Source organism: Mariniflexile sp. HMF6888 (assembly GCF_044335535.1).
Lineage (GTDB): Bacteria > Bacteroidota > Bacteroidia > Flavobacteriales > Flavobacteriaceae > Mariniflexile.
This window is the reverse complement of sequence record NZ_JBIQVZ010000001.1, coordinates 1,036,086-1,056,253: the sequence shown is the minus strand read 5'-3', so window position 1 is coordinate 1,056,253 and position 20,168 is coordinate 1,036,086. Positions and strand designations below refer to the sequence as shown.

Genomic DNA, 20,168 nt, shown 5'->3' with positions numbered 1-20,168 from the left:
TTTACTTTTAAAGAATTGCTATCCATGCATTACCTAACCCAAGACATAAAATTCCCTGATGTTACCGAAGCCACCGAAGATGGTTTGTTGGCTATTGGAGGCGATTTATCGGAAGCACGTTTAATACAGGCCTATAAACAAGGGATATTCCCATGGTTTAGTGAAGGAGAACCTATTTTATGGTGGTGTCCCAATCCGCGTTTTGTGCTCTTTCCCGAAAAGTTGAAGGTTTCAAAAAGCATGAAACAAGTATTAAAAAATAAAGGCTATGTGGTTACGGTAAATAAAGATTTTAGGGCGGTAATAACTGCATGTTCCAAAGCCAAGCGAGACGGACAAGCAGGCACTTGGATTACTAGCGACATGATTGAGGCTTACGTAAAACTGCACGATTTAGGCTATGCAAAATCGGTTGAGGTTTGGGATAAAGACAGGCTAATTGGTGGTTTTTACGGTATAGATTTAAACAACGGCGTGTTTTGTGGCGAAAGCATGTTTGCCAAAATAAGCAATGCCAGTAAAGTAGCGTTTATTACATTTATTCAAAATACCCATTATAAACTGATTGACTGCCAAGTCTACACCAACCATCTGGAGAGTTTGGGGGCTGAGGACATTTCTAGAGACTTATTTTTGAAGTATTTAAGCATCTAAAACTTCTTGGGCTAACGCTAAGATGAAGGATTAGGCGAATAAGAGGAAAATAAAACCGCTGTAAAGCCTACATTTTTAAAATGCTGTTTGTTTTTTGTAGGTGGATTTTTAGACTGAAATAAAAATCAAAATTTATATGATAAGTTGACTAAAACTTACGTTATAGAAAAAAATAATCAATAAAGAATATTAAAAACCCCTACTTTAAACCTCTCCATATCTAAAACACCCAATCTCATGGTCATTAACCATACCGGTTGCCTGCATATGAGCATACATAACAGTAGAGCCTACAAACTTAAAACCTCGTTTTTTTAAGTCTTTGCTCAAGGCATCACTAATGGCAGTGGTAGGTGGCGCTTCTTTATAATTTTTCAGCTTGTTTTTTATCGGTTTGCCATCAACAAAATCCCAAATGTAGGTGCTAAAGCTTCCAAATTCTTCCTGAATTTTCATAAAAGCTTGGGCATTGGTAATGGTGGCATTAACCTTTAGTTTATTGCGAATAATGCCAGCGTCTTGTAGCAGCTCATCAATTTTATTTTGATTGTAAGTTGCTATTTTTTTGTAATCAAAATGATCAAAAGCAGCTCTGAAATTTTCACGCTTGCGTAAAATGGTTATCCAACTTAAACCCGCTTGAAAGGTTTCTAAAATTAAAAATTCAAAAATGGTGGCATCGTCATATACGGGAACACCCCATTCCTGGTCGTGGTATGCTTCATATAAAGCATCGCCAACACACCAACCGCATCTGTGTTTTTTAGTCATAATGGTTTTTGTAAATATTAAAGTAAAAGTATGACAATTATCATCTGATTTAAAATAACTAGACGCTAATTTTGTAGTGTTCAAAAAAATAACCAACATGAAATCCATTATAGCTCAGAGTACAAAACGAGGCATAAGTTATCAAGCTTACAGAGAGTTGATGAAACAATTAGTAGAACAAAAAACAACAACAGGAAACGATAAAACACGAGTTTTAGCAAACTTTACAAAGCTAAACGACAAACGCATGAACCGTTGGGATAAAACTTTAAAAATTTCGAAAGTGGTCCAACAAAGAATTAACGAATTTGAACAGGATGTTACTTGGTTGGTTATTGCCGAAAGTTGGTGTGGTGATGGGGCTCATGTACTGCCTGTGTTAAATAAAATAGCGGAATTAAATAACCATATTAATTTAAAAATTGTACTTCGCGATGAAAATCCTGAGCTTATGGACTTGTTTTTAACCAATAAAAGCCGCTCGATACCTAAATTAATTATGATTGATACCGAAACAGGCGACGTTTTAAATAGCTATGGACCCAGACCAAGCGAAGCAACAAGTCTTGTAAGCCGTTATATAGCCAAATACGGGATTTTAACACCAGCATTTAAAGAAGATTTGCAGCATTGGTACAATAACGATAAAGGACAAAATATTATTGAAGATGTAACCAATATGCTTTGCGATTTACAGTCTAATGTTTGCCAATAAAACTAAAGGTAATAGAACCCAACTGTGAGTTTTTGGAAGCGTCAGCACTAAATTGTGAGTTTTTGGCATACTCTAAAGCATGCTCAATTAAACATTCATTTTTAGAGTTTGAAGCGTTGTTTACGTAGGCTTCTATAACACTGCCATGGGCATTAACCGTAATATTAATAACAATTTTCCCGTCTACTTCACATAAATAAACGGGAATAGGGATATACACTTTTTTTCTGTTTACTAAGGAAAAACTAACAGTACTTTTAGTATTGACCCCTTGGGTTTGTTGCTGTTTTAACAAATCGTTTACCTTACTGTAAGATGATAATTCTTCTTTGTCAATTGCGGGCTTTAAAGGTTTGTTCTCGTCAAGGCTGTTAGACTCATCATCTTCACCATCGTTTTCTTCGCTAGATTTTGGCACATAGTCTTCTGGAGGAGCAATTTGTTTATAGGCTTGCGCAAAATGCTTGTTGTCTTCTGTTTCATTAAAAGCTTTGTTGGTTTCGGCTTTGCTGTTGTTTAGTTTATCTAAAGCCTCTATTATTTTTTTGTCTTCTTCGGTGAGTTCTTTTTCAGGTTCTAATTCGTAGTAGCTTTCAGCAATGGCTTCTTCTTTGTTCTTTAAGCTTAAATTAAAAATAGACAAAACGACCGTTCCTGAAATTAGGAAGGTTAGTAGTAGGGCTTTATGTTGATCTGTGAGGCGCAAATAGTTCTGTTTTATATTGGGTACATAACTATATACGGCAAAATAACACAAAAAGTTTAAAATAATACCATTTAAGCTTTGAAAAGACTGTAATTAACACCCTTTTACTTCTCTTTCTACTTCAAAATAGGATATTTGTGGGCTTGCTTTTTGTAATAATTAGTTATTTAGCGATTATTAAAACAGACATGCAAAAAGATATTTGAATATCAATTTGTTGTCATTTAGTCTATTTTCTTTATTCTTTTTTCTTTTAGCGAAGCCTTGAATCTTTAATAGGACACTGATGAAACCAAACAATTAGCTTCTATGAACTTTATAAGTTAGTATGTCTAGCTGAAGCTTTAAAAAAGTAAGTCAGTAAAAAATAGAAAATAGTCCTTATATAGTCTAAAAGTACGGGTTTACCGCATCTGCATTAAAATAATTCTTATTATATTTGATGTGTTTCAAATGATTCCCTCTTAAGATAAAGTTAATGCAAATATAATTAAGTGCATATATAACACTTTTACAAATGTTTTATTTTGAAGGCCAAATTATAGTATCATGTTGAGCAACTATATAGAAAATGAGTGCGCTAAGTTTTGGATTGAAAAAGAAATTCTTTTTGTTGTTTACAAAAACGATGTGTCTGTAGATCTTGCTGGAGCTATGAAAGTTGTTAAGGACCGACTCTTTCTACAACAAGGCAAAGCATTTTTGGTTTTTTGTGATATGAGAGGCGTTAAAAGTGCAGATAAAGCTGCGAGGGACTATTTAGCATTGGAAGGCTCAGTACTAATCAAAGCTGTTGCCTTATTAGTTAATAACCCAATATCTTACGCAATATCGGGATTTTACATTAAAACAAGCAAACCCATTATTCCTACTGAGGTATTTACCGACGATGCCGAAGCTTTAGCGTTTTTGCGCTCCTTATAATTGCTCCTTATAATTTATCTAATTAAATTTTTGATTTTCAGCTTAAAACAGTAAAAAGAGTAGTGTTAACCCTCAATTATTAAACAAACCCATGTACAATGTCTGATAGCTTAATAAAGATGAAATGGAAAGACTAAAAAAAATTCACGCCATCCTTGTGGAGTTTGCGAGTGGAAATTTTGCGTACAGGCTTGAAAGAAGCAACAAGAATGATGACATTGAAGCACTGGTAGAACTGGTTAACATGACCTTAGAAGAAATAAAGGACTCTTTTCTCCATCAAGGCTACGTAAACATACATGAAACTTATAAATACGTTGTACAAATGTTCTTCCTATTGGATAAAAAGGAAACCATTATAACATATAATTCTCGAATAAAACAATTATTGCTTTTTGATGATAGTGAATTACAAGGAAAAGCGTTTTCTTCATTTTTGACTCAAAAGTCTAAATTAGCATGGGATCATTTAAAGTCTAGGTTAGTGTCCGCAGGTCTAAACCCTCACGAGGAATATATTGTACTGTCCTTTAAAACCAAAAAGCGTTTAACTTTGACAATAAACTGCTTGGTGGGTAAATTTATTGATGAAACTAGCCAATCAGAAAGGATCATAATAACGTCCATGGAAATTGTTAAGAACAGTAAGGAAAGGGAAATAGCATTAAGGGAAACGGTAACCTCTGCAAAGAAAAAGAATAAAAAGGGCAAGCATTCTCCTTTTGCTGATAACCAAAATAGAGGCTTTCACCTAAATTCGTCAGATATTAGTAAAATTCGTGGGATTCATGCCTACATCCTTAAAAACCTAGATAAACCGCTTTTACCATTAATAGAATTGGCCCATACCTTTGGAACCAATGAATATAAAGTAAAACATGGGTTTAAACAATTATATGGACATACTGTTTTTCGTTTTTTAATAGATGAAAGGCTAAAAAGAGCAAGCCTCTTAATTCAGCATACCGATATTCCCTTAAAAGAAGTGGCACATATAGCGGGTTTTGTAAGCATCCCTCATTTTTCCAAAGCCTTCAAGAAAAAATATGGTTACACGCCAAGCGATTTGAGAAAGCAATCCTATAAAGGTTCAATGTGATTTGAAGCGGTTTGTATCGCCCCTCCTTTTTTAATTTCATTCTTCTTGAAGCAATTTTTACAAAAATCCCTTTAGGATAAGTTTTAATCCCTTTCAGGCAAGTTTTATCATCGATCTTTGGGCCTGCTTATCAGTAATTAGTAATTGATTTCGGTTGCGCCAGTCACCATCTAATTGGAGTTCTTAAGATTGAGCGTAGCCGAAACTAATTAAAGAGAGCATTTTAATATGATTAATCATCCCGATTCCCATAGCTGTAAATACCCGAATATTATTTTTTTTGTGTTTGCAATTTTTGAATAATATTTTCTGCTCAAACGAAGCCTTTTAAAATTTTCGGAAGTTTAATCTAAACAACTCCCCGATGTCTCTGCTTTGGGTTTTGCTTCGCCAGTTCGCTTTGCTCGTGCCTAATTCACATCTCCTTTAGAGGTAAGAATGTTAGAAGTTAAATCACATTAAATTACATTTAAGCCAGTAATTGATTATTTTTTTTGAATATTTAATAATTTAATCGCTAAATTTTGATTATTTTTGAATAATAAGTTACAGTTGATAATAGAAATCAAGAACAGTCTTACCGAAAACAAACCAACTGAATGGATTTATAGCAGTAAAAATATATGGGCAGTAATAACAAGGAAAGCATCATGGAACGTTTTGATTTGGAAGCTTACTTTAAGCAGTTCGGCGATCAAATCATAGGAATTGATCAGGAATTCATGTCTCCCTATGGTAAAAAACGGATTATTTACGCAGACTGGACAGCCAGTGGCAGACTGTACAGGCCCATAGAGGAAAAGCTCATAGATACCATCGGGCCTTTTGTGGCCAATACCCATACGGAAACCTCTATAACGGGGGCTTCCATGACCAAGGCGTACCATCGGGCAAGAAGCATAATCAAAACCCACGTCCATGCAAACAATGATGATATCCTGATAACGGTAGGGACGGGGATGACCGGTGCCATTAATAAATTACAACGGCTTATGGGTCTTAAGGTCTCGGAGCAGCTCATGTCCTATACCCAGATTCCGGATCATTTAAAACCAATAGTATTCATATCGCACATGGAACACCATTCCAACCATACATCATGGTTGGAAACCATTGCCCATGTGAAAATCATACCCCATACAGAGGATGGGCTAATCGGGATGAAATCCTTGGAAACCTTATTGGAATCCCATAAAGACCACCCATTAAAGATTGTGGCCATTACGGCATGCTCCAATGTTACGGGCATTAAAACGGATTACCATCAAGTGGCTAAAATAGCCCATGCCTATAATGCCTTGTGCTTCGTGGACTTTGCCTGTTCGGCACCTTACGTGGCTATGGATATGCATCCTGAAGATCCAGAGGCCTATTTGGACGCTATCACGTTTTCCCCACACAAATTTTTGGGCGGACCTGGCACTTCCGGGGTCCTTATCTTTAATAAAAAGCTATACAGGAATCTGGTGCCAGATATTCCAGGAGGTGGCACTGTTTCCTATACCAACCCTTGGGGAACCCGGGATTATATAGACGATATTGAAACGAGGGAGGATGGCGGTACGCCAGGATTTTTGCAGGCCATACGGATTGCCCTATCCATACAGCTCAAGGAACAAATGGGGGTGGACAATATACTCAAACGGGAAGCTGCCATTAATACCAAGGTGTTCGATAGACTCAAAAACATTCCAAATCTCCACATTTTGGCAGGGGAGCATACCAATCGCTTGGGAATCTACTCCTTCTATGTGGTGGGATGCCATTATAACCTTATTGTAAAGCTATTGAACGATCGCTTTGGCATACAAACCAGGGGCGGCTGTTCCTGTGCCGGCACCTATGGGCATTACCTGTTGCAGGTAGATGAGCCTTTATCCATGGCCATTGAGAAAAAGATTATGGATGGATGCCTGATTGATAGGCCGGGTTGGGTACGGATGTCCATCCATCCAACCATGACAAACCGTGAAATAGATACCATCTGCGATGCCATAGAGGCTGTGGCAGCCAATCATGGGGTTTGGGGCAAAGACTATGAATATGACGCCCTAAAAAATGATTATATAAATTTAAAGCCAGACCATGAACGGCAGCAAGTAACCGAAACTTGGTTTGATCTGGCATAAGGAATGCCACAATTCGTGATTTTGTGCACAACCTGTACCTATTAAAAATAAATACGAATCCATACGAAAAACAATTAGTGGTACAACCAACAGAGCCAAGGCTACTATTGAATTTATTATTGCTTTTTTCTTGTGGAATAGTAATTGATGTTTTTCTTTTTAGATGCTTTGAGAATACCAATTTGAACCATTCTATTAAGTATAACGGATATAGCTGCAGTAGAAGATTTTATTTGATAATCTTCCTCAAGTTCTTGTAGGATGTCATGAGCAGTTCTATCCTTTAAGAAGTAATTATCTGCAAGATATAATTTTACACGAGCGGTTAGACGGGATTTTTCTTTTCTAGAAGGCGATAGTTCGTATCGTGTTTGAGGGTCTATTTTTAAATCAAGAATGTCTTTTGGATGGGATTTAATGGCTTTGCAGATTTCAACAAAGTAGCTTAAAGTTAATTCATTACCATCTTCAAGGTTTCGAATGGTGTTATATGTGAATCCAGTCATTTCAGATATGTCTTCTATTTCTAGTTCACTTTTAATTCTTTGAGCTTTTACCCTTTCCCCAATTTCTTTTAAAAGTTGTTCGTTTTTATATTTAGTCATATTCAAATTGAACAAAATACCGAACAACATAAAATAATTTATAATGAAATTTTGTTGTTAATAAAATTAATTATATATTCACATAATTATTAGTGAATTGCAACTCTTTTGTAGTAATATTAGAAGCATTCGCTCTGAATTTCGTCTTAGAAAACTGGTGATTTTAAAAGGAACGAAATGATAGGTAAGATGCTCGCGCCTTAGGGTGCGGGCTCACTTATTGTTCCTCGGTATACCAGTACCTCTAAGGCAGTAAGCTGAGTTCCGCGCCTTTTTTGTTTCCGTACATAAAGGGCTTAATAGGGTATTGACCTTGTTTTTCAGGCAACTTCAACTTTACAGAACACCATAAAAAAAGCATGTATTAACCTTAAACCTGACCCCATGGAAAAAAACAAGGAACCTATAGAGCCCCATGCCTTTATACTGTCACAGCACGATATTATTACCTCATTAGCTCTATTGGTGGACAGATCCTATCTCAGCAATGCCGTTAAAGCTCACTGTGGCACCGCGCTCAAGGTTATAGGCATTATAAGTACCGATCTGGTCTATAGCACAGGGACACATCTTTTATTAAGAAAAGAATTTGACAGATTCTTTAAATCGCTTCCATCTGCATATTTTAACAACAGGGAATTGATACCTGTCGTTACGCTGACCAAGAACATAAAAAAGTGCATTGAAACAAATGAAATTGTGGCCATTGGACAGGAAGATGTATAGTCTTAAAAAAGACGAAAAACATATAGTTGGGATGCTTTGTCCCAATCAGGACCATTTATTACTGTTTTTTAATTTGATTAACTCCATTCCAATAAAACCATGAAGGAAGGCAAAAAAGAACCAACACTTAAGGACTACAACACACTTTTTAAGAGCCTGTACCCACAACTGTGCGTATTCGCGTATAAGTACCTTGATGATTTGGAGGCCTCAAAGGATATCGTTCAGGAGGTTTTTATTAAGGTATGGGAAGATAAAACTGCTTTTCAAGATGAAGACCATACCGCCGGCTATTTTTATAAGGCCGTAAGGAATAAATGCCTTAACCATCTAAAGAGCAAACGGCCCGCGCTCAAGGTCATGGGGATTATATATACCAATCTCGCCTATGACACGGGACCCAGCTTTTATCAAGAAAGGAATTTGACGACTTCTTTAAATTATTTCCTGAGCCATTTTTTAATAATAGGGGTCTAATTCCGGTAGATAGGATAGTTGAAAATATAAAAAAGTGTATTAAAACAGATAAAATTATGTGTTTTTAACTTATGGGTCCTAATATTCCATTTTTAAATTCATTTAAGACCTTAATTTAAGACATCTGTTATAGAACTGAAATGCTATGGTTAACATATAAATATTAAGTATATGCGATTTATTTTGTGTGATTTTATACGCATACAGCATGTAAATTACAAATTAAATTCTTATCTTAGAAGTAATTAGGGACTCTCAGATTATCTTAATCTTTATATATTACATCACAAATTAGTAATTGCTATTAACTAATTAAAAATATGTTTAGGATAAAAAACAGCTTAAGCTTGAGGGAATTTGAAAAAATTTTCGAACGTTTGTATGATCGCTTATGCTTTTTTGCGAACAAGTATGTTAAAGATGTCAACCATTCCGAAGATATCGTTCAGGATGTTTTTATTAAAGTATGGGAAAAAAAGCTTTATTTTGAAAACCAAAACAAGACCGATGGTTTTTTTTACACAGCGGTAAGAAATAAATGCTTGAATTTTCTGAAAACTAAATACACCAAGGATTTTAAGGCTTACCCTACTGATGAGTTGGAAATTTTACAAACAGATAGCTATTTTATGTCTGAAGTTGTACAAACAGAAACCTCTGCACTTATTGAAAAAGCCATTAATTCGCTGCCCGATCAAATCGCCAAGGTTATGAGATTAAGCCTTGAAGGTTGCACAAACAAAGAAATAGCTGTAAAGATGAACATATCTGTTAATACGGTTAAGTCTTATAAGAAAAATGCGTATATAAAATTCAGGGAAACGTTAGGCCATTTAACAATTGAATAAAGTTCCTTACAGTTTACCATACCCACTTTCCCGTTCACATTCGTTATAATAGTATAACATGCTATTATTATGAACAGTTTTGATAAACTAAAATCCCTCTCAAAAAAAACTACATGGTCTTTATTGAAAGAGGAAAAAACCACAGATTTGGAAACGTCTGATTTGTTTGATGAAAATGAAAGAAAGCAGTTGCTTTTTAACATAACCGATGCGAGCAAAAATGACGAATATACACAATTTACCAACAAATTAAACAAGCAACAAGCTTGGAAGAACATTATGGGCAGCGAGTTTACCATACCCACTTCCCGTTTACATCCGTTATAATAGTATAACATGCTATTATTATGTACAGTTTTGATAAACTAAAACCCGCTTCTGAAAGGGGGATTTTTTTTGTAAACTATTTTCAACCTGCTACCTGCTGTGCTAAGTTTGAAACTTCGCATCATTATTACTTAAAACAAAAAACGACATTTATTTTTTACTTAAATGTAGCTTGTTTTTATTTTATATTTTTTTTATTTATTATCGCTTCGAACAACGTTACAAGCTTACAAACACTTTGCTTACTCAATACGGTACGAAGTTGAAAACTTCGTACAGCACATACTTCGCGCAGCGGGAAACGTTAGGCCATTTAACAATTGAATAACGTTTTTTTAAGGTTTACCACACCCACTTTCCCGTTCACATCTGTTATAATAGTATAACATGCTATTATTATGAACAGTTTTGATAAACTAAAATCCCTCTCAAAAAAAACTACATGGTCTTTATTGAAAGAGGAAAAACCCACAGATTTGGAAACGTCTGATTTATTTGATGAAAATGAAAAAAAGCAACTGCTTTTTAACATTACCGATGCGAGCAAAAAAGACGAATATGCACAATTTACCAACAAATTAAACAAGCAACAAGCTTGGAAGAACATTATGGACAGCGAGAAGCAACACAGAACCGTAAACATGCGCCCTTGGCTTTATGCGGTGGCAGCAGCTGTTGTTATTTTATTTGGCATTACCATTTTCTTTAATAAAGACAACCAATTACAAATAAATCAACAGCCAGTTATTGTTGACAACCATATCGAAATAGGCACCGATAAAGCAACATTGATCTTAGAAGATGGTACTGAAGTTGTTTTAGAAAAAGGAACAACGTACCAAACAGCGAGTGTAAATAGCAATGGTGAAAAAATAGTTTACCTGCCTACCGGGCAGGCAGGCGAAAACAATACTTCCCACAAATTAGTCTATAATTACTTAACCATCCCAAGAGGGGGGCAATTCCAACTCTCTCTTTCAGATGGTACACAGGTGTGGTTGAACTCTGAAACCCAACTAAAATACCCTGTAAGTTTTACCGACGGCGAAAGCCGTCAGGTAGAACTGTTGTACGGAGAAGCTTATTTTGATGTCTCTCCGAGTACAGAACACAATGGCGCAACATTTAAGGTACGCCATAAATCGCAAGACATTGAAGTATTAGGTACGGAGTTTAATATAAAAGCCTATAAAGATGAAACTCATGTTTATACCACGTTGGTAGAAGGAAAAGTAGCGGTAAGTACTGAAACCGAAAACCAAATACTGGCACCAAACCAGCAATTCAATCTGAATATCCAAAATGGCAGCATGACCATGGCTACAGTCGATGTACACGTAGCAACCTCATGGAAAGACGGCGTGTTCGATTTTACAAAAATGCCATTAAAAGCCATTATGAAAGTATTATCCCGTTGGTATGATATGGATGTCGTATTTGAAAATAAGGATCTCGAAACTATCATTTTTACAGGAGTCTTAGAAAAAGACCAAAGCATAGAAGAGATTATGTCAGCCTTAAAAAGTACCAACCTTATAGCAGGTTATAACATACAAAACAAAAGATTAATTATAAAGTAGGAGTCCCAGGCATATAAATCTATCCATGTAGCTGAACACGCAGAGTATATTTTTAAACCACAAGATCAACAATAAAAAGATCTTAATTGCTAACTATCAAACAACTCTTATTATGAAAAAAATTACGTTTTTATTTGCAGTATTAGCACTCTTTTTTAATTCAGTTAGTGGTCAATCTGTTTTCACGTTCGAGACGGCAGTCGATAACGGTGACAATGTAACAGAGACCGTTGACGGTGTACTCCTTACGGTTACGGGCAGTCCGGACCTGGCCATTTTCGATGCAGATCTGAGCGGCAACTATGGAGGGGGCACGGGCTATGATATATGGACATCGTCCCCATCAAATTCAGTTACGTTTACCTTTGACCAGCCCATAGACATTACTTCCATACTGGCCATTGAGGGCGACGGAAGTGTAGCCACGGACTATACCTTTACACCCACGGGCGGAGGGGGCAGCAATGCTGTGGTTGTCGCAACCACGCCAGTATTTGATGGTATCGTAGTAGATCTAAATTGGGTAGGGGTCACGTCCTTTACGGTAACGACCTCAAACGGTTCCGGTTCATACTTCATGTTTGACGATCTATCGTTCTCACCAAACAGCTATGTCCCACCAACACCGAACATTTTCGCATTTGAGACGGCAGTCGATAACGGCGACAACATCACCGAGACCGTTAACGGCGTGCTCCTTACGGTTACGGGCAGTCCAGACCTAGCTATTTTTGATGCAGATCTGAGCGGCAATTACGGAGGGGGCACAGGCTATGATATATGGACATCATCTCCATCAAATTCAGTTACGTTTACCTTTGACCAGCCCATAGACATTAATTCCATACTGGCCATTGAGGGCGACGGAAGTGTAGCCACGGACTATACCTTTACACCCACGGGCGGAGGTGGCAGCAATGCCGTTGTTGTCGCCACAACGCCAGTATTTGATGGTATTGTAGTAGATCTAAATTGGGTAGGGGTCACGTCCTTTACGGTAACGACCTCAAACGGTTCCGGATCATACTTCATGTTTGACGATTTATCGTTCTCGCTAAATACATTATCTACAGATGACTATGTTTTTGAAAAAACAAAAGTGTATCCAAACCCAGTAGAGAATATCCTTCATGTTAAAAACATCTCTGATTTAAAATCTATTAAAGTATATAATAATGTAGGTCAACTGGTATTGGAGAGTAAAGAAGCAATCATTGATGTGAGTCTCCTTTCACAAGGCATGTATATTTTACAAATAAATACTAGCCTAGGTACGGAGACTAAAAGAATTATTAAGAAGTAAATGTAAACGCCACGCTTTTTTAGCGTGGTTACTGAATTTAGAGACATGATAATTATTTCCTGAACCCTGTCAATCCCGATAGTCCCGATAGCTATTGGGATCGGGATCGGGATTGACAGGGTTTGTGGAATTGGCATAACTGACTTAAATTGAAGTGTATAAAGACCTTATGAGCGAATATAAAAATAAGGCAAAGTATATGTCCATTAAACTTAAGAAATTACTGTTATGAAAAAAATTACACTCATACTAACCCTACTCACACTATCCTTCAACACGGTGAGTTCACAAACGGTTTTTGGCTGGGAAACGGCGACAGATAATGGTGCCACGATCACAGAAACCATAGACGGCATCACGGTCACCCTATCAGGAGACCCAGACCTTGAATTATATCCCGGCGGTGATTTTGGAGGCACATCGGGAGATGTGGCATTGACACAAAATGTGATTACCTCATTAACCTTTACATTTTCCCAGCCTGTAGTGGTCAATTCCATTATAGCGATAGATGGATTAGGCGCTACTAATGTAGATTATACATTTACCCCAACGGGAGGCTCTAATTCCCCAGTGACAAGAACATTAACATTAGGGCAAGCGCCACCTATTAATTTAAACTGGGTTAATGTCACCTCCTTTACAGTAACATCTACAGGAGCAAAGTTTGGTTTTGATAATCTGTCGATTGATACCGGAACCAATGGACAAACCTTTTTTGAATGGGAAACAGCCAATAATACAGGAGGCACCATTACCGAAACTGTTAATGGCATTGGTGTGACGGTATCAGGAGATTCCAGTTATGCCTTAACAGACTATGGCGGTGCATTAGGTACATCGGGAAATGTAGTGCTGTCCAATGCAACAAGAACGTCCATCACATTTACATTCGACCAGCCCGTAGTGGTGAATTCTATTTTAGCAATAGAAGGCACAGGCGCCAATATAGACTATACCTTTACCCCAACAGGCGGTACTAATGACCCGGTGACAGCCTCACTAGTTTCAGGAGTCACGGCCGTGAGTTTAAATTGGATTGGTGTCACCTCCTTTACGGTAACATCTTCCGGAGCAGAGTTTGGCTTTGATAATTTATCAGTGACTGGTCTTGGTAGCTCTATTTTATTTGATTGGGATACGAATGCTACTCAATACTATAACGAATTTGGTAGATCTACATATGCAGATGAAACTATTAATGGAATTACAACTACGGTAACATCAAATGATTTTGATGCAGATGGTGTGGCTTTGACTACTTATATTATAACAAGGGCTACAGATGTTGGAGGGAATCCTATAGGTACAACAGGTAACTCTATTGAAAGAGGGGGACAAAACCCTGGGTCAGCTATTGTTTCGTTTTCTGAACCCGTAGTAGTCAATTCATTGTTGCCTTATAATTACTTTGGTTATTTTGGTGAAGTTGACTATGCGTTTATTCCGACAGGCGGTAATAATTCGCCGGTTACCATAACAATAGTTACAGGTATTAACCCAACAGTTGACTTAAATTGGGTGGGTGTAACGTCCTTTACAATAACACCGTCGGCTAATGCATATATTGGATTTGACAATTTATCAGTGAATTCTTTGGTATCATTAGCGGTTACAGATGATTATGCATTTCAAAAAGCAACAGTGTACCCAAACCCGGTAGAAAACACCCTTTATATAAAGAATGTATCAGATTTAAAATTTGTAAGAATATATAATTTATTAGGACAACAGGTCTTAGAGAATAAAGCGGCAGAAATTGATGTTAGTGAGTTATCCAAAGGGCTGTATCTGTTGCAGCTAATTACTGATCAGGGTATGGAGACAAAACGGATTATTAAGAAATAGATAATAGATATTAGACAATAGACATAAGATTAAAGAAAACAAAAAGGCATCGAGTATATACTACATATAAGATGGAGATCACGCCCCTGTGCTGAACTTGTTTCAGTATCTGTCGTGATTAGTTCGACCATCTATTTTGTCTTCTCACGCTTTAGGCGTGATTGCCAAAATAGGGTTTCACTAAAAAAGGAGGAAAACAGTCATCACCTTAGAACGTAAAAAACTGTATTTCCCCAGCCCGAGCGTTAAAAAACAGTCTAGTAGACTGTTTTAGAGAAGGGGCCAGCTTGCGCGTTGGCATATAAAATCGCCATGATTTGGAGACACAAACACCAATGAAAATAAAGCGATTGCATATGACCATTAAAAAACAATAAATATTTACATATGAAATAAAAACAGATAAACAAAGGGAAGAAACAGTTTTCACCTGGTAAGTAAGTAACTGAATCTCCCCCTAAACACATTAATCAATATATAAACTAATTAATGAATTGTAAAGTTATAAAAATAAAAATAATCTCTGTTTTTTTCTTCCTAATAGTCCCGATAGTAATCGGGATCAGGAAAAGAAAAGCCTTTATAGAGTTCACCATGCGAATCTTTATACTCTTGTTTTGTACCACACTGTTCAGCTTAACACCAAAGCATGTCCTATCTCAAAATGATAAGATTGTTATAGATGTAGATACTGTGATGTCTGTTGATGCTGTATTCAAGATTATAAAATCACAAACAGATTATAGGTTTATTTATTATGGCGATTTGTTTAAGGACCTTCCAAAGGTACCGCTCAAAAAAGGTGCTATTAGGCTTCATACCTTATTAAACCAGAGTCTTTCGTCAGGCGATCTTAATGTCATTTTTACAAAAAACAATACCATTCTAATAAAGGAAAATCTCAACAACCAAATACAACAACAGACAGTCTCTGGTACCATAACCGACCAAGCAGGTCTTCCCATACCAGGAGCAACCGTTTTGATAAAGGGAACCACAAAAGGTACCGCTACCAATTTAGAGGGGCATTATAAGCTAACGGTTACTGATCCTGCTAATGTATTGGTCATTTCTTCCCTAGGTTTTGAGACGCAAGAAATTACCGTTGGTAACCAAACGACTATTAATGTGTCCTTTAGGGAAAGCATTAGTGCTTTAGACGAAGTGACCATTAATGCAGGCTATTATAAAACCTCCGAACGGGAACGAACCGGGAGCATCGGTAAAATTGAAGCAAAAACCATTGAAAAACAACCCGTCAACAATCCTTTGGCCGCTATGCAGGGCTATATCCCCGGCGTCAATATTACCCAGGATTCAGGAATCCCTGGGGGCGGTTTTAACATAGAGATCCGAGGAAAGAATTTTATAGATGGAAGTTCAGACCCCTTGTATATTGTAGATGGGGTTCCCTATAGTTCCGAAGCATTGGGAGAGCCTACAAAAGCTAATGTTGAAATTACTTCAAATAACATCAGTCCTTTAAATTTAATCAATCCTGCAGATATTGAAAGTATAGAAGTGCTTAAAGATGCTGATGCTACAGCCATTTATGGATCTCGGGGCGCTAATGGTGTGGTGCTCATTACCACTAAAAAAGGTAAGGCAGGAAAAACACAAATTAAAGTTAATGTAACAACCAGTATGGCATCTGTAACTCGTTTTGTAGATTTATTAAATACCGAGCAATATTTAGACATGCGACTGGAAGCCCTTGCTAATGATGGGTATACCTTAGAAACAATATTAGAAGCCGATCCTAATTTTGATGATAAAAACCCCGACTTATATGTATGGGATCAAAATAGGTATACCGATTGGCAAAAAGAGCTTATTGGGGGGACTGCCTATCGCAACACTGCACATCTATCTTTTTTGGGAGGCTGTGAGCAGACCCAATTTTTATTTAGTGGCGGCTATCAAAATGAGACCACCGTATTTCCGGGAGATTCAAAATATGGAAAGGCATCAGTGCATAGCAATATCAACCACCAATCACTGGACAAAAGCTTTCAAATAAATATCACAACAGACTATACAGCAGACGATAAATGGCTTCCTCAAAATAGATTAGGTTTGCAGTCCTTTAGGTTGCCACCAAATGCGCCTGCACTATATGAAGAAAATGGCGATTTAAATTGGGAAAATGACACTTGGATAAACCCACTGGGGCAGCTGGAAAACAAGTTTCGTACACAGAGCAATAATCTTTTACTTAATTCAATGCTTTCCTATCGTCCCATGACTAATTTGGAAGTTAAAGCCAATCTGGGGTATACAGACTATAGATCGGAGCTATATAATACATTTACAAGTGATAGTAGAAGCCCTACCAGTGGGCTCACGTCTGCAGATGCTGTTGTATATACTAATAATGTCTCCAGTAAATCCTGGATTGTAGAACCACAGGTAAACTGGAAAACAGACTGGGGCAAGGCCAATCTTAATCTCTTAATGGGGGTCACATTCCAACAAAGGAAATCAAGTAGAATCAGTCATTATGGAGATGGTTTCGCCTCCAACGATCAAATCTTGGATCTTTCTTCTGCCAAAACTCTTAGGGTTTCTTTGGATGAAGATTCGGAATATAATTATCAATCCGTTTTTGCACGGCTAAATCTTAATTGGGATAAAAAATATATTATAAATATCACAGGTCGTAGAGATGGGTCCTCTCGTTTTGGCCCCGGCAGGCAATTTGGTGATTTTGGAGCCATAGGTGGGGCATGGCTATTTTCAAAGGAAACATTCCTAAAGCATAATACGTTTTTAAGTTTTGGTAAACTTCGCAGTAGTTATGGGATTACGGGTAGTGATAATATAGGGAATTACGGTTTTTATGATTCCTTTACCACTTCAACTGTGAACTACAACGGTTCAGGGCTGGAGCCTTCCAGATTATTCAACCCTTTCTTTGGTTGGGAAGAAAACAAAAAGTTTGAAGTGGCTCTGGAGCTTGGTTTTTTACAGAATCGTATCATGCTCACAACAGCATGGTATAAAAATCGTTCCTCTAATCAACTGGTGGGCATTCCTTTACCGGAGACCACTGGTTTTACCATTTTAAATAGCAATTTTGATGCTACCGTAGAAAATACAGGTTTAGAGATAGATTTCAGGTCTACAAATGTCCATAACAAGCACTTTAAATGGACGACGACCTTTAATACCTCGGTACTGAAAAATAAACTGGTAAAGTTTGACGGCTTGGAAAACTCTACCTATAGGAATCAATATGTAGTAGGTCAACCACTAAGTATTGATAAAGTGTATCACCACACAGGGGTTGACCCAGATACAGGCATACACCAGTTTGAGGATTATAATAATGATGGACTTATAGATAAACAAAATGACCAGCAATGGATCGAGCACACCGCCCCAAAATTTTATGGAGGCTTGGGTAATAGCTTAAATTACAAAAACTGGAGCTTGGATATATTTTTCCAGTATAAGAAGCATAAGGCTAATTTTATTGCAATATCTGGATTGCCTGGGACATTTGAAAACCAACATGTATCCGTATTAAATCGCTGGCAGCAAGTTGGAGATCAAACCTCGATAGCACAATATACACTTGGTACAACTTCAGTCGCAGGCAGAGCATCTATACCATATTTTGAGAGTAACGCGATTTATGGAGATGCCTCCTTTATCCGACTTCGAAATGTCGATTTAAGTTATAAAATTCCTAAAGAGGTGGTCTCCGGAATGGATATCAGCATTTATCTACACGGTCAGAACCTCTTAACCTTTACTAAATATATAGGTTCAGATCCGGATCAGGTAAATAATTTAGGAGGACGTCTGCCATTATTGCGGCAATTTACCTTGGGCCTACAACTTGGGTTTTAATCAGGGCGGAGCGTGAATAAAATGTCTTGAAGACATTTTTAGCGAACGAGCCAGCCGGCGCATTGGCAAAGTGAACGATCTGGCGAGAGCGTTATCTAAACGGTAATTGAAATAAAAACATGAAAAAATAATAAACACACATGCATACCAAATTAAAAACATATCGATGGGGTTTTATATCAGAATTAAATACATGGGCACTATTATGCTTAACTGTTTTAATGTTTTTGATTATCGCCTGTACAGAATTTGTGGAAGTAGACCTCCCAAAGAACCAATTGTCCACAGAAGCTGTCCTTAATGACCCGAGCACAGTAGACGCTGCCCTAAAAAGCATCTATGGTAAAATGCGAACGAATAGGATAAACCGCCAAATGGGTTTATATACCGATGAACTGGAAGAAGGGCCGGGATATTCTGGATTACCATCACCATACCAAAACCATACCCTGTTGGCAAATGACTCCAAAGTAAAGTCAATTTGGGGCAGCGCTTACAACCAGATTTATACGGCTAATTTGATTATAGAAGGGCTTGAAAATTCAGTAACCTTAAATTTAGAGGATAGAAATCAGTTTAATGGAGAAGCCCTGTTTATTCGAGCCTACTTACATTTATTATTAGTAGAGCTTTTTGGCGATGTGCCTTATATCACCACTACAGATTATATAGTAAACACGACCGTATCCCGTATGCCAAGAGTTTTGGTGTACGAGCATATTATAGCAGATTTAATTTTGGCTCAAAGCTTACTTCCCGATACCGATTTCAGCGGGGATCATACGCGCCCTTATGCTACAGCGGCAGAAGCGGTACTGGCAAGAGCTTATTTATATAGCGAAGACTGGGCATTGGCAGAAGCTGCTGCTAATAATGTTATTGCTGAATTTGGAGACTTGCTACCGGATTTAAGCCAGGTTTTTCTAAAAGATGCTGCAAGCACGATCTGGCAATTTAAACCAGATGCTGAAGGTGAAAATGCAGATGGAGATCAATTTATAATCATAGGATCTCCTATAACAGTTTTAAGTGACTTATTATATTTTGCGTTTGAATCGGGTACCATATTCAGCCCTGGCGATCAGCGTCAATCTGGTGAAACCGCATGGATAAAAGAAGTCTCTACCAGTTTAGGAACATTTCGGCATGCTTATAAATATAAAGAAAGAGGCCTTACATTTTCACCAAATGGAACACCGAGTTCAAAGGAATATCCAATACAACTGCGTTTGGCAGAACAATATTTAATTCGTGGGGAAGCCAGAGCACATCTGGGAGATATTCCAGGTGCCCAGGCAGATATAAACGCTATTCGAAATAGGGCAGGTCTAGGGAATACAACAGCAAGCACTTTAGAAGCATTATTAGAAGCCATTCTACAAGAGCGCCGCGTAGAATTGTTTACAGAAAAGGGGCACCGTTGGTTTGATTTAAAGCGTATGGGAAAAGCCAAAGAAGTATTGGAGCCCATTAAACCGGGTTGGAGAGACACGGATATCTTACTGCCTATCCCGGAATCCGAAATTTTGTTGAATCCAAATTTAACACAAAACGATGGCTACTAGTCCCCGCGTACTTGTCTGCCGAAGCTTTAGCGTAGG

17 protein-coding genes are annotated in these 20,168 nt (G+C 37.5%); 14 read left to right on the top strand and 3 right to left on the bottom strand.

The genetic code is table 11. The features are described from left to right. The first annotated feature begins 24 nt into the window (after positions 1 to 24). Entirely contained in the window at positions 25 to 654 is a 630-nt protein-coding gene (gene aat / locus ACGLWY_RS04805) for a leucyl/phenylalanyl-tRNA--protein transferase (protein WP_396618518.1), read from the top strand. Positions 655 to 858: 204 nt separating this feature from the next. Here aat and ACGLWY_RS04800 read toward each other — a convergent pair whose 3' ends face one another. Then, positions 859 to 1,425: a DNA-3-methyladenine glycosylase I gene (locus ACGLWY_RS04800; RefSeq protein ID WP_396618517.1), complete on the bottom strand. Its 567-nt coding sequence runs from the start codon at positions 1,423 to 1,425 to the stop codon at positions 859 to 861. 97 nt (positions 1,426 to 1,522) lie between these two features. On the opposite strand from ACGLWY_RS04800, the gene ACGLWY_RS04795 reads away from it, so the two are divergent. Then, positions 1,523 to 2,140, top strand: coding sequence for a thioredoxin family protein (locus ACGLWY_RS04795; RefSeq protein WP_396618516.1), 618 nt, complete (start codon positions 1,523 to 1,525; stop codon positions 2,138 to 2,140). Here ACGLWY_RS04795 and ACGLWY_RS04790 read toward each other — a convergent pair. Next, positions 2,124 to 2,846: a hypothetical protein gene (locus ACGLWY_RS04790; protein WP_396618515.1), complete on the bottom strand. Its 723-nt coding sequence runs from the start codon at positions 2,844 to 2,846 to the stop codon at positions 2,124 to 2,126. The genes ACGLWY_RS04795 and ACGLWY_RS04790 overlap by 17 nt on opposite strands. A 549-nt stretch (positions 2,847 to 3,395) precedes the next feature. Here ACGLWY_RS04790 and ACGLWY_RS04785 point away from each other — a divergent pair. The 3 genes from ACGLWY_RS04785 (at position 3,396) to ACGLWY_RS04775 (ending at position 6,998) form a co-directional block, all read left to right on the top strand. Further along, on the top strand, positions 3,396 to 3,770 hold the full coding sequence (locus ACGLWY_RS04785; protein ID WP_396618514.1) for a hypothetical protein: 375 nt from the start codon (positions 3,396 to 3,398) through the stop codon (positions 3,768 to 3,770). 124 nt (positions 3,771 to 3,894) lie between these two features. Continuing rightward, positions 3,895 to 4,869, top strand: coding sequence for a helix-turn-helix transcriptional regulator (locus tag ACGLWY_RS04780; RefSeq protein ID WP_396618513.1), 975 nt, complete (start codon positions 3,895 to 3,897; stop codon positions 4,867 to 4,869). A gap of 623 nt (positions 4,870 to 5,492) precedes the next feature. Next, entirely contained in the window at positions 5,493 to 6,998 is a 1,506-nt protein-coding gene (locus ACGLWY_RS04775; RefSeq protein WP_396618512.1) for an aminotransferase class V-fold PLP-dependent enzyme, read from the top strand. Positions 6,999 to 7,114: 116 nt separating this feature from the next. Here ACGLWY_RS04775 and ACGLWY_RS04770 read toward each other — a convergent pair whose 3' ends face one another. After that, on the bottom strand, positions 7,115 to 7,603 hold the full coding sequence (locus ACGLWY_RS04770; protein ID WP_396618511.1) for a helix-turn-helix domain-containing protein: 489 nt from the start codon (positions 7,601 to 7,603) through the stop codon (positions 7,115 to 7,117). 384 nt (positions 7,604 to 7,987) lie between these two features. Between ACGLWY_RS04770 and ACGLWY_RS04765 the strand changes: the two genes are divergently transcribed. From ACGLWY_RS04765 to ACGLWY_RS04725, 9 genes are all read left to right on the top strand, one after another. Continuing rightward, positions 7,988 to 8,329, top strand: coding sequence for a hypothetical protein (locus ACGLWY_RS04765; RefSeq protein ID WP_396618510.1), 342 nt, complete (start codon positions 7,988 to 7,990; stop codon positions 8,327 to 8,329). A 99-nt stretch (positions 8,330 to 8,428) separates the two neighbouring features. After that, positions 8,429 to 8,806: a sigma-70 family RNA polymerase sigma factor gene (locus ACGLWY_RS04760; protein WP_396618509.1), complete on the top strand. Its 378-nt coding sequence runs from the start codon at positions 8,429 to 8,431 to the stop codon at positions 8,804 to 8,806. A 320-nt stretch (positions 8,807 to 9,126) separates the two neighbouring features. Next, positions 9,127 to 9,654 carry an RNA polymerase sigma-70 factor gene (locus ACGLWY_RS04755; RefSeq protein ID WP_396618508.1) on the top strand — a complete coding sequence of 176 codons (528 nt, stop codon included), beginning with the start codon at positions 9,127 to 9,129 and terminating at the stop codon, positions 9,652 to 9,654. Between the two features lie 69 nt (positions 9,655 to 9,723). Further along, positions 9,724 to 9,981, top strand: coding sequence for a hypothetical protein (locus ACGLWY_RS04750; protein ID WP_396618507.1), 258 nt, complete (start codon positions 9,724 to 9,726; stop codon positions 9,979 to 9,981). Positions 9,982 to 10,379: 398 nt separating this feature from the next. Beyond that, positions 10,380 to 11,561, top strand: a complete 1,182-nt coding sequence (locus ACGLWY_RS04745) for a FecR family protein (RefSeq protein WP_396618506.1) — start codon at positions 10,380 to 10,382, stop codon at positions 11,559 to 11,561. A gap of 112 nt (positions 11,562 to 11,673) precedes the next feature. Continuing rightward, a complete protein-coding gene (locus tag ACGLWY_RS04740) occupies positions 11,674 to 12,864 on the top strand; it encodes a T9SS type A sorting domain-containing protein (RefSeq protein WP_396618505.1) in 1,191 nt (396 codons plus the stop codon). A gap of 228 nt (positions 12,865 to 13,092) precedes the next feature. Continuing rightward, positions 13,093 to 14,712 carry a T9SS type A sorting domain-containing protein gene (locus ACGLWY_RS04735; protein ID WP_396618504.1) on the top strand — a complete coding sequence of 540 codons (1,620 nt, stop codon included), beginning with the start codon at positions 13,093 to 13,095 and terminating at the stop codon, positions 14,710 to 14,712. 594 nt (positions 14,713 to 15,306) lie between these two features. Beyond that, on the top strand, positions 15,307 to 18,567 hold the full coding sequence (locus ACGLWY_RS04730) for a SusC/RagA family TonB-linked outer membrane protein (RefSeq protein ID WP_396618503.1): 3,261 nt from the start codon (positions 15,307 to 15,309) through the stop codon (positions 18,565 to 18,567). Between the two features lie 140 nt (positions 18,568 to 18,707). Further along, positions 18,708 to 20,132, top strand: a complete 1,425-nt coding sequence (locus tag ACGLWY_RS04725) for a RagB/SusD family nutrient uptake outer membrane protein (protein ID WP_396618502.1) — start codon at positions 18,708 to 18,710, stop codon at positions 20,130 to 20,132. Positions 20,133 to 20,168: the final 36 nt, after the last annotated feature.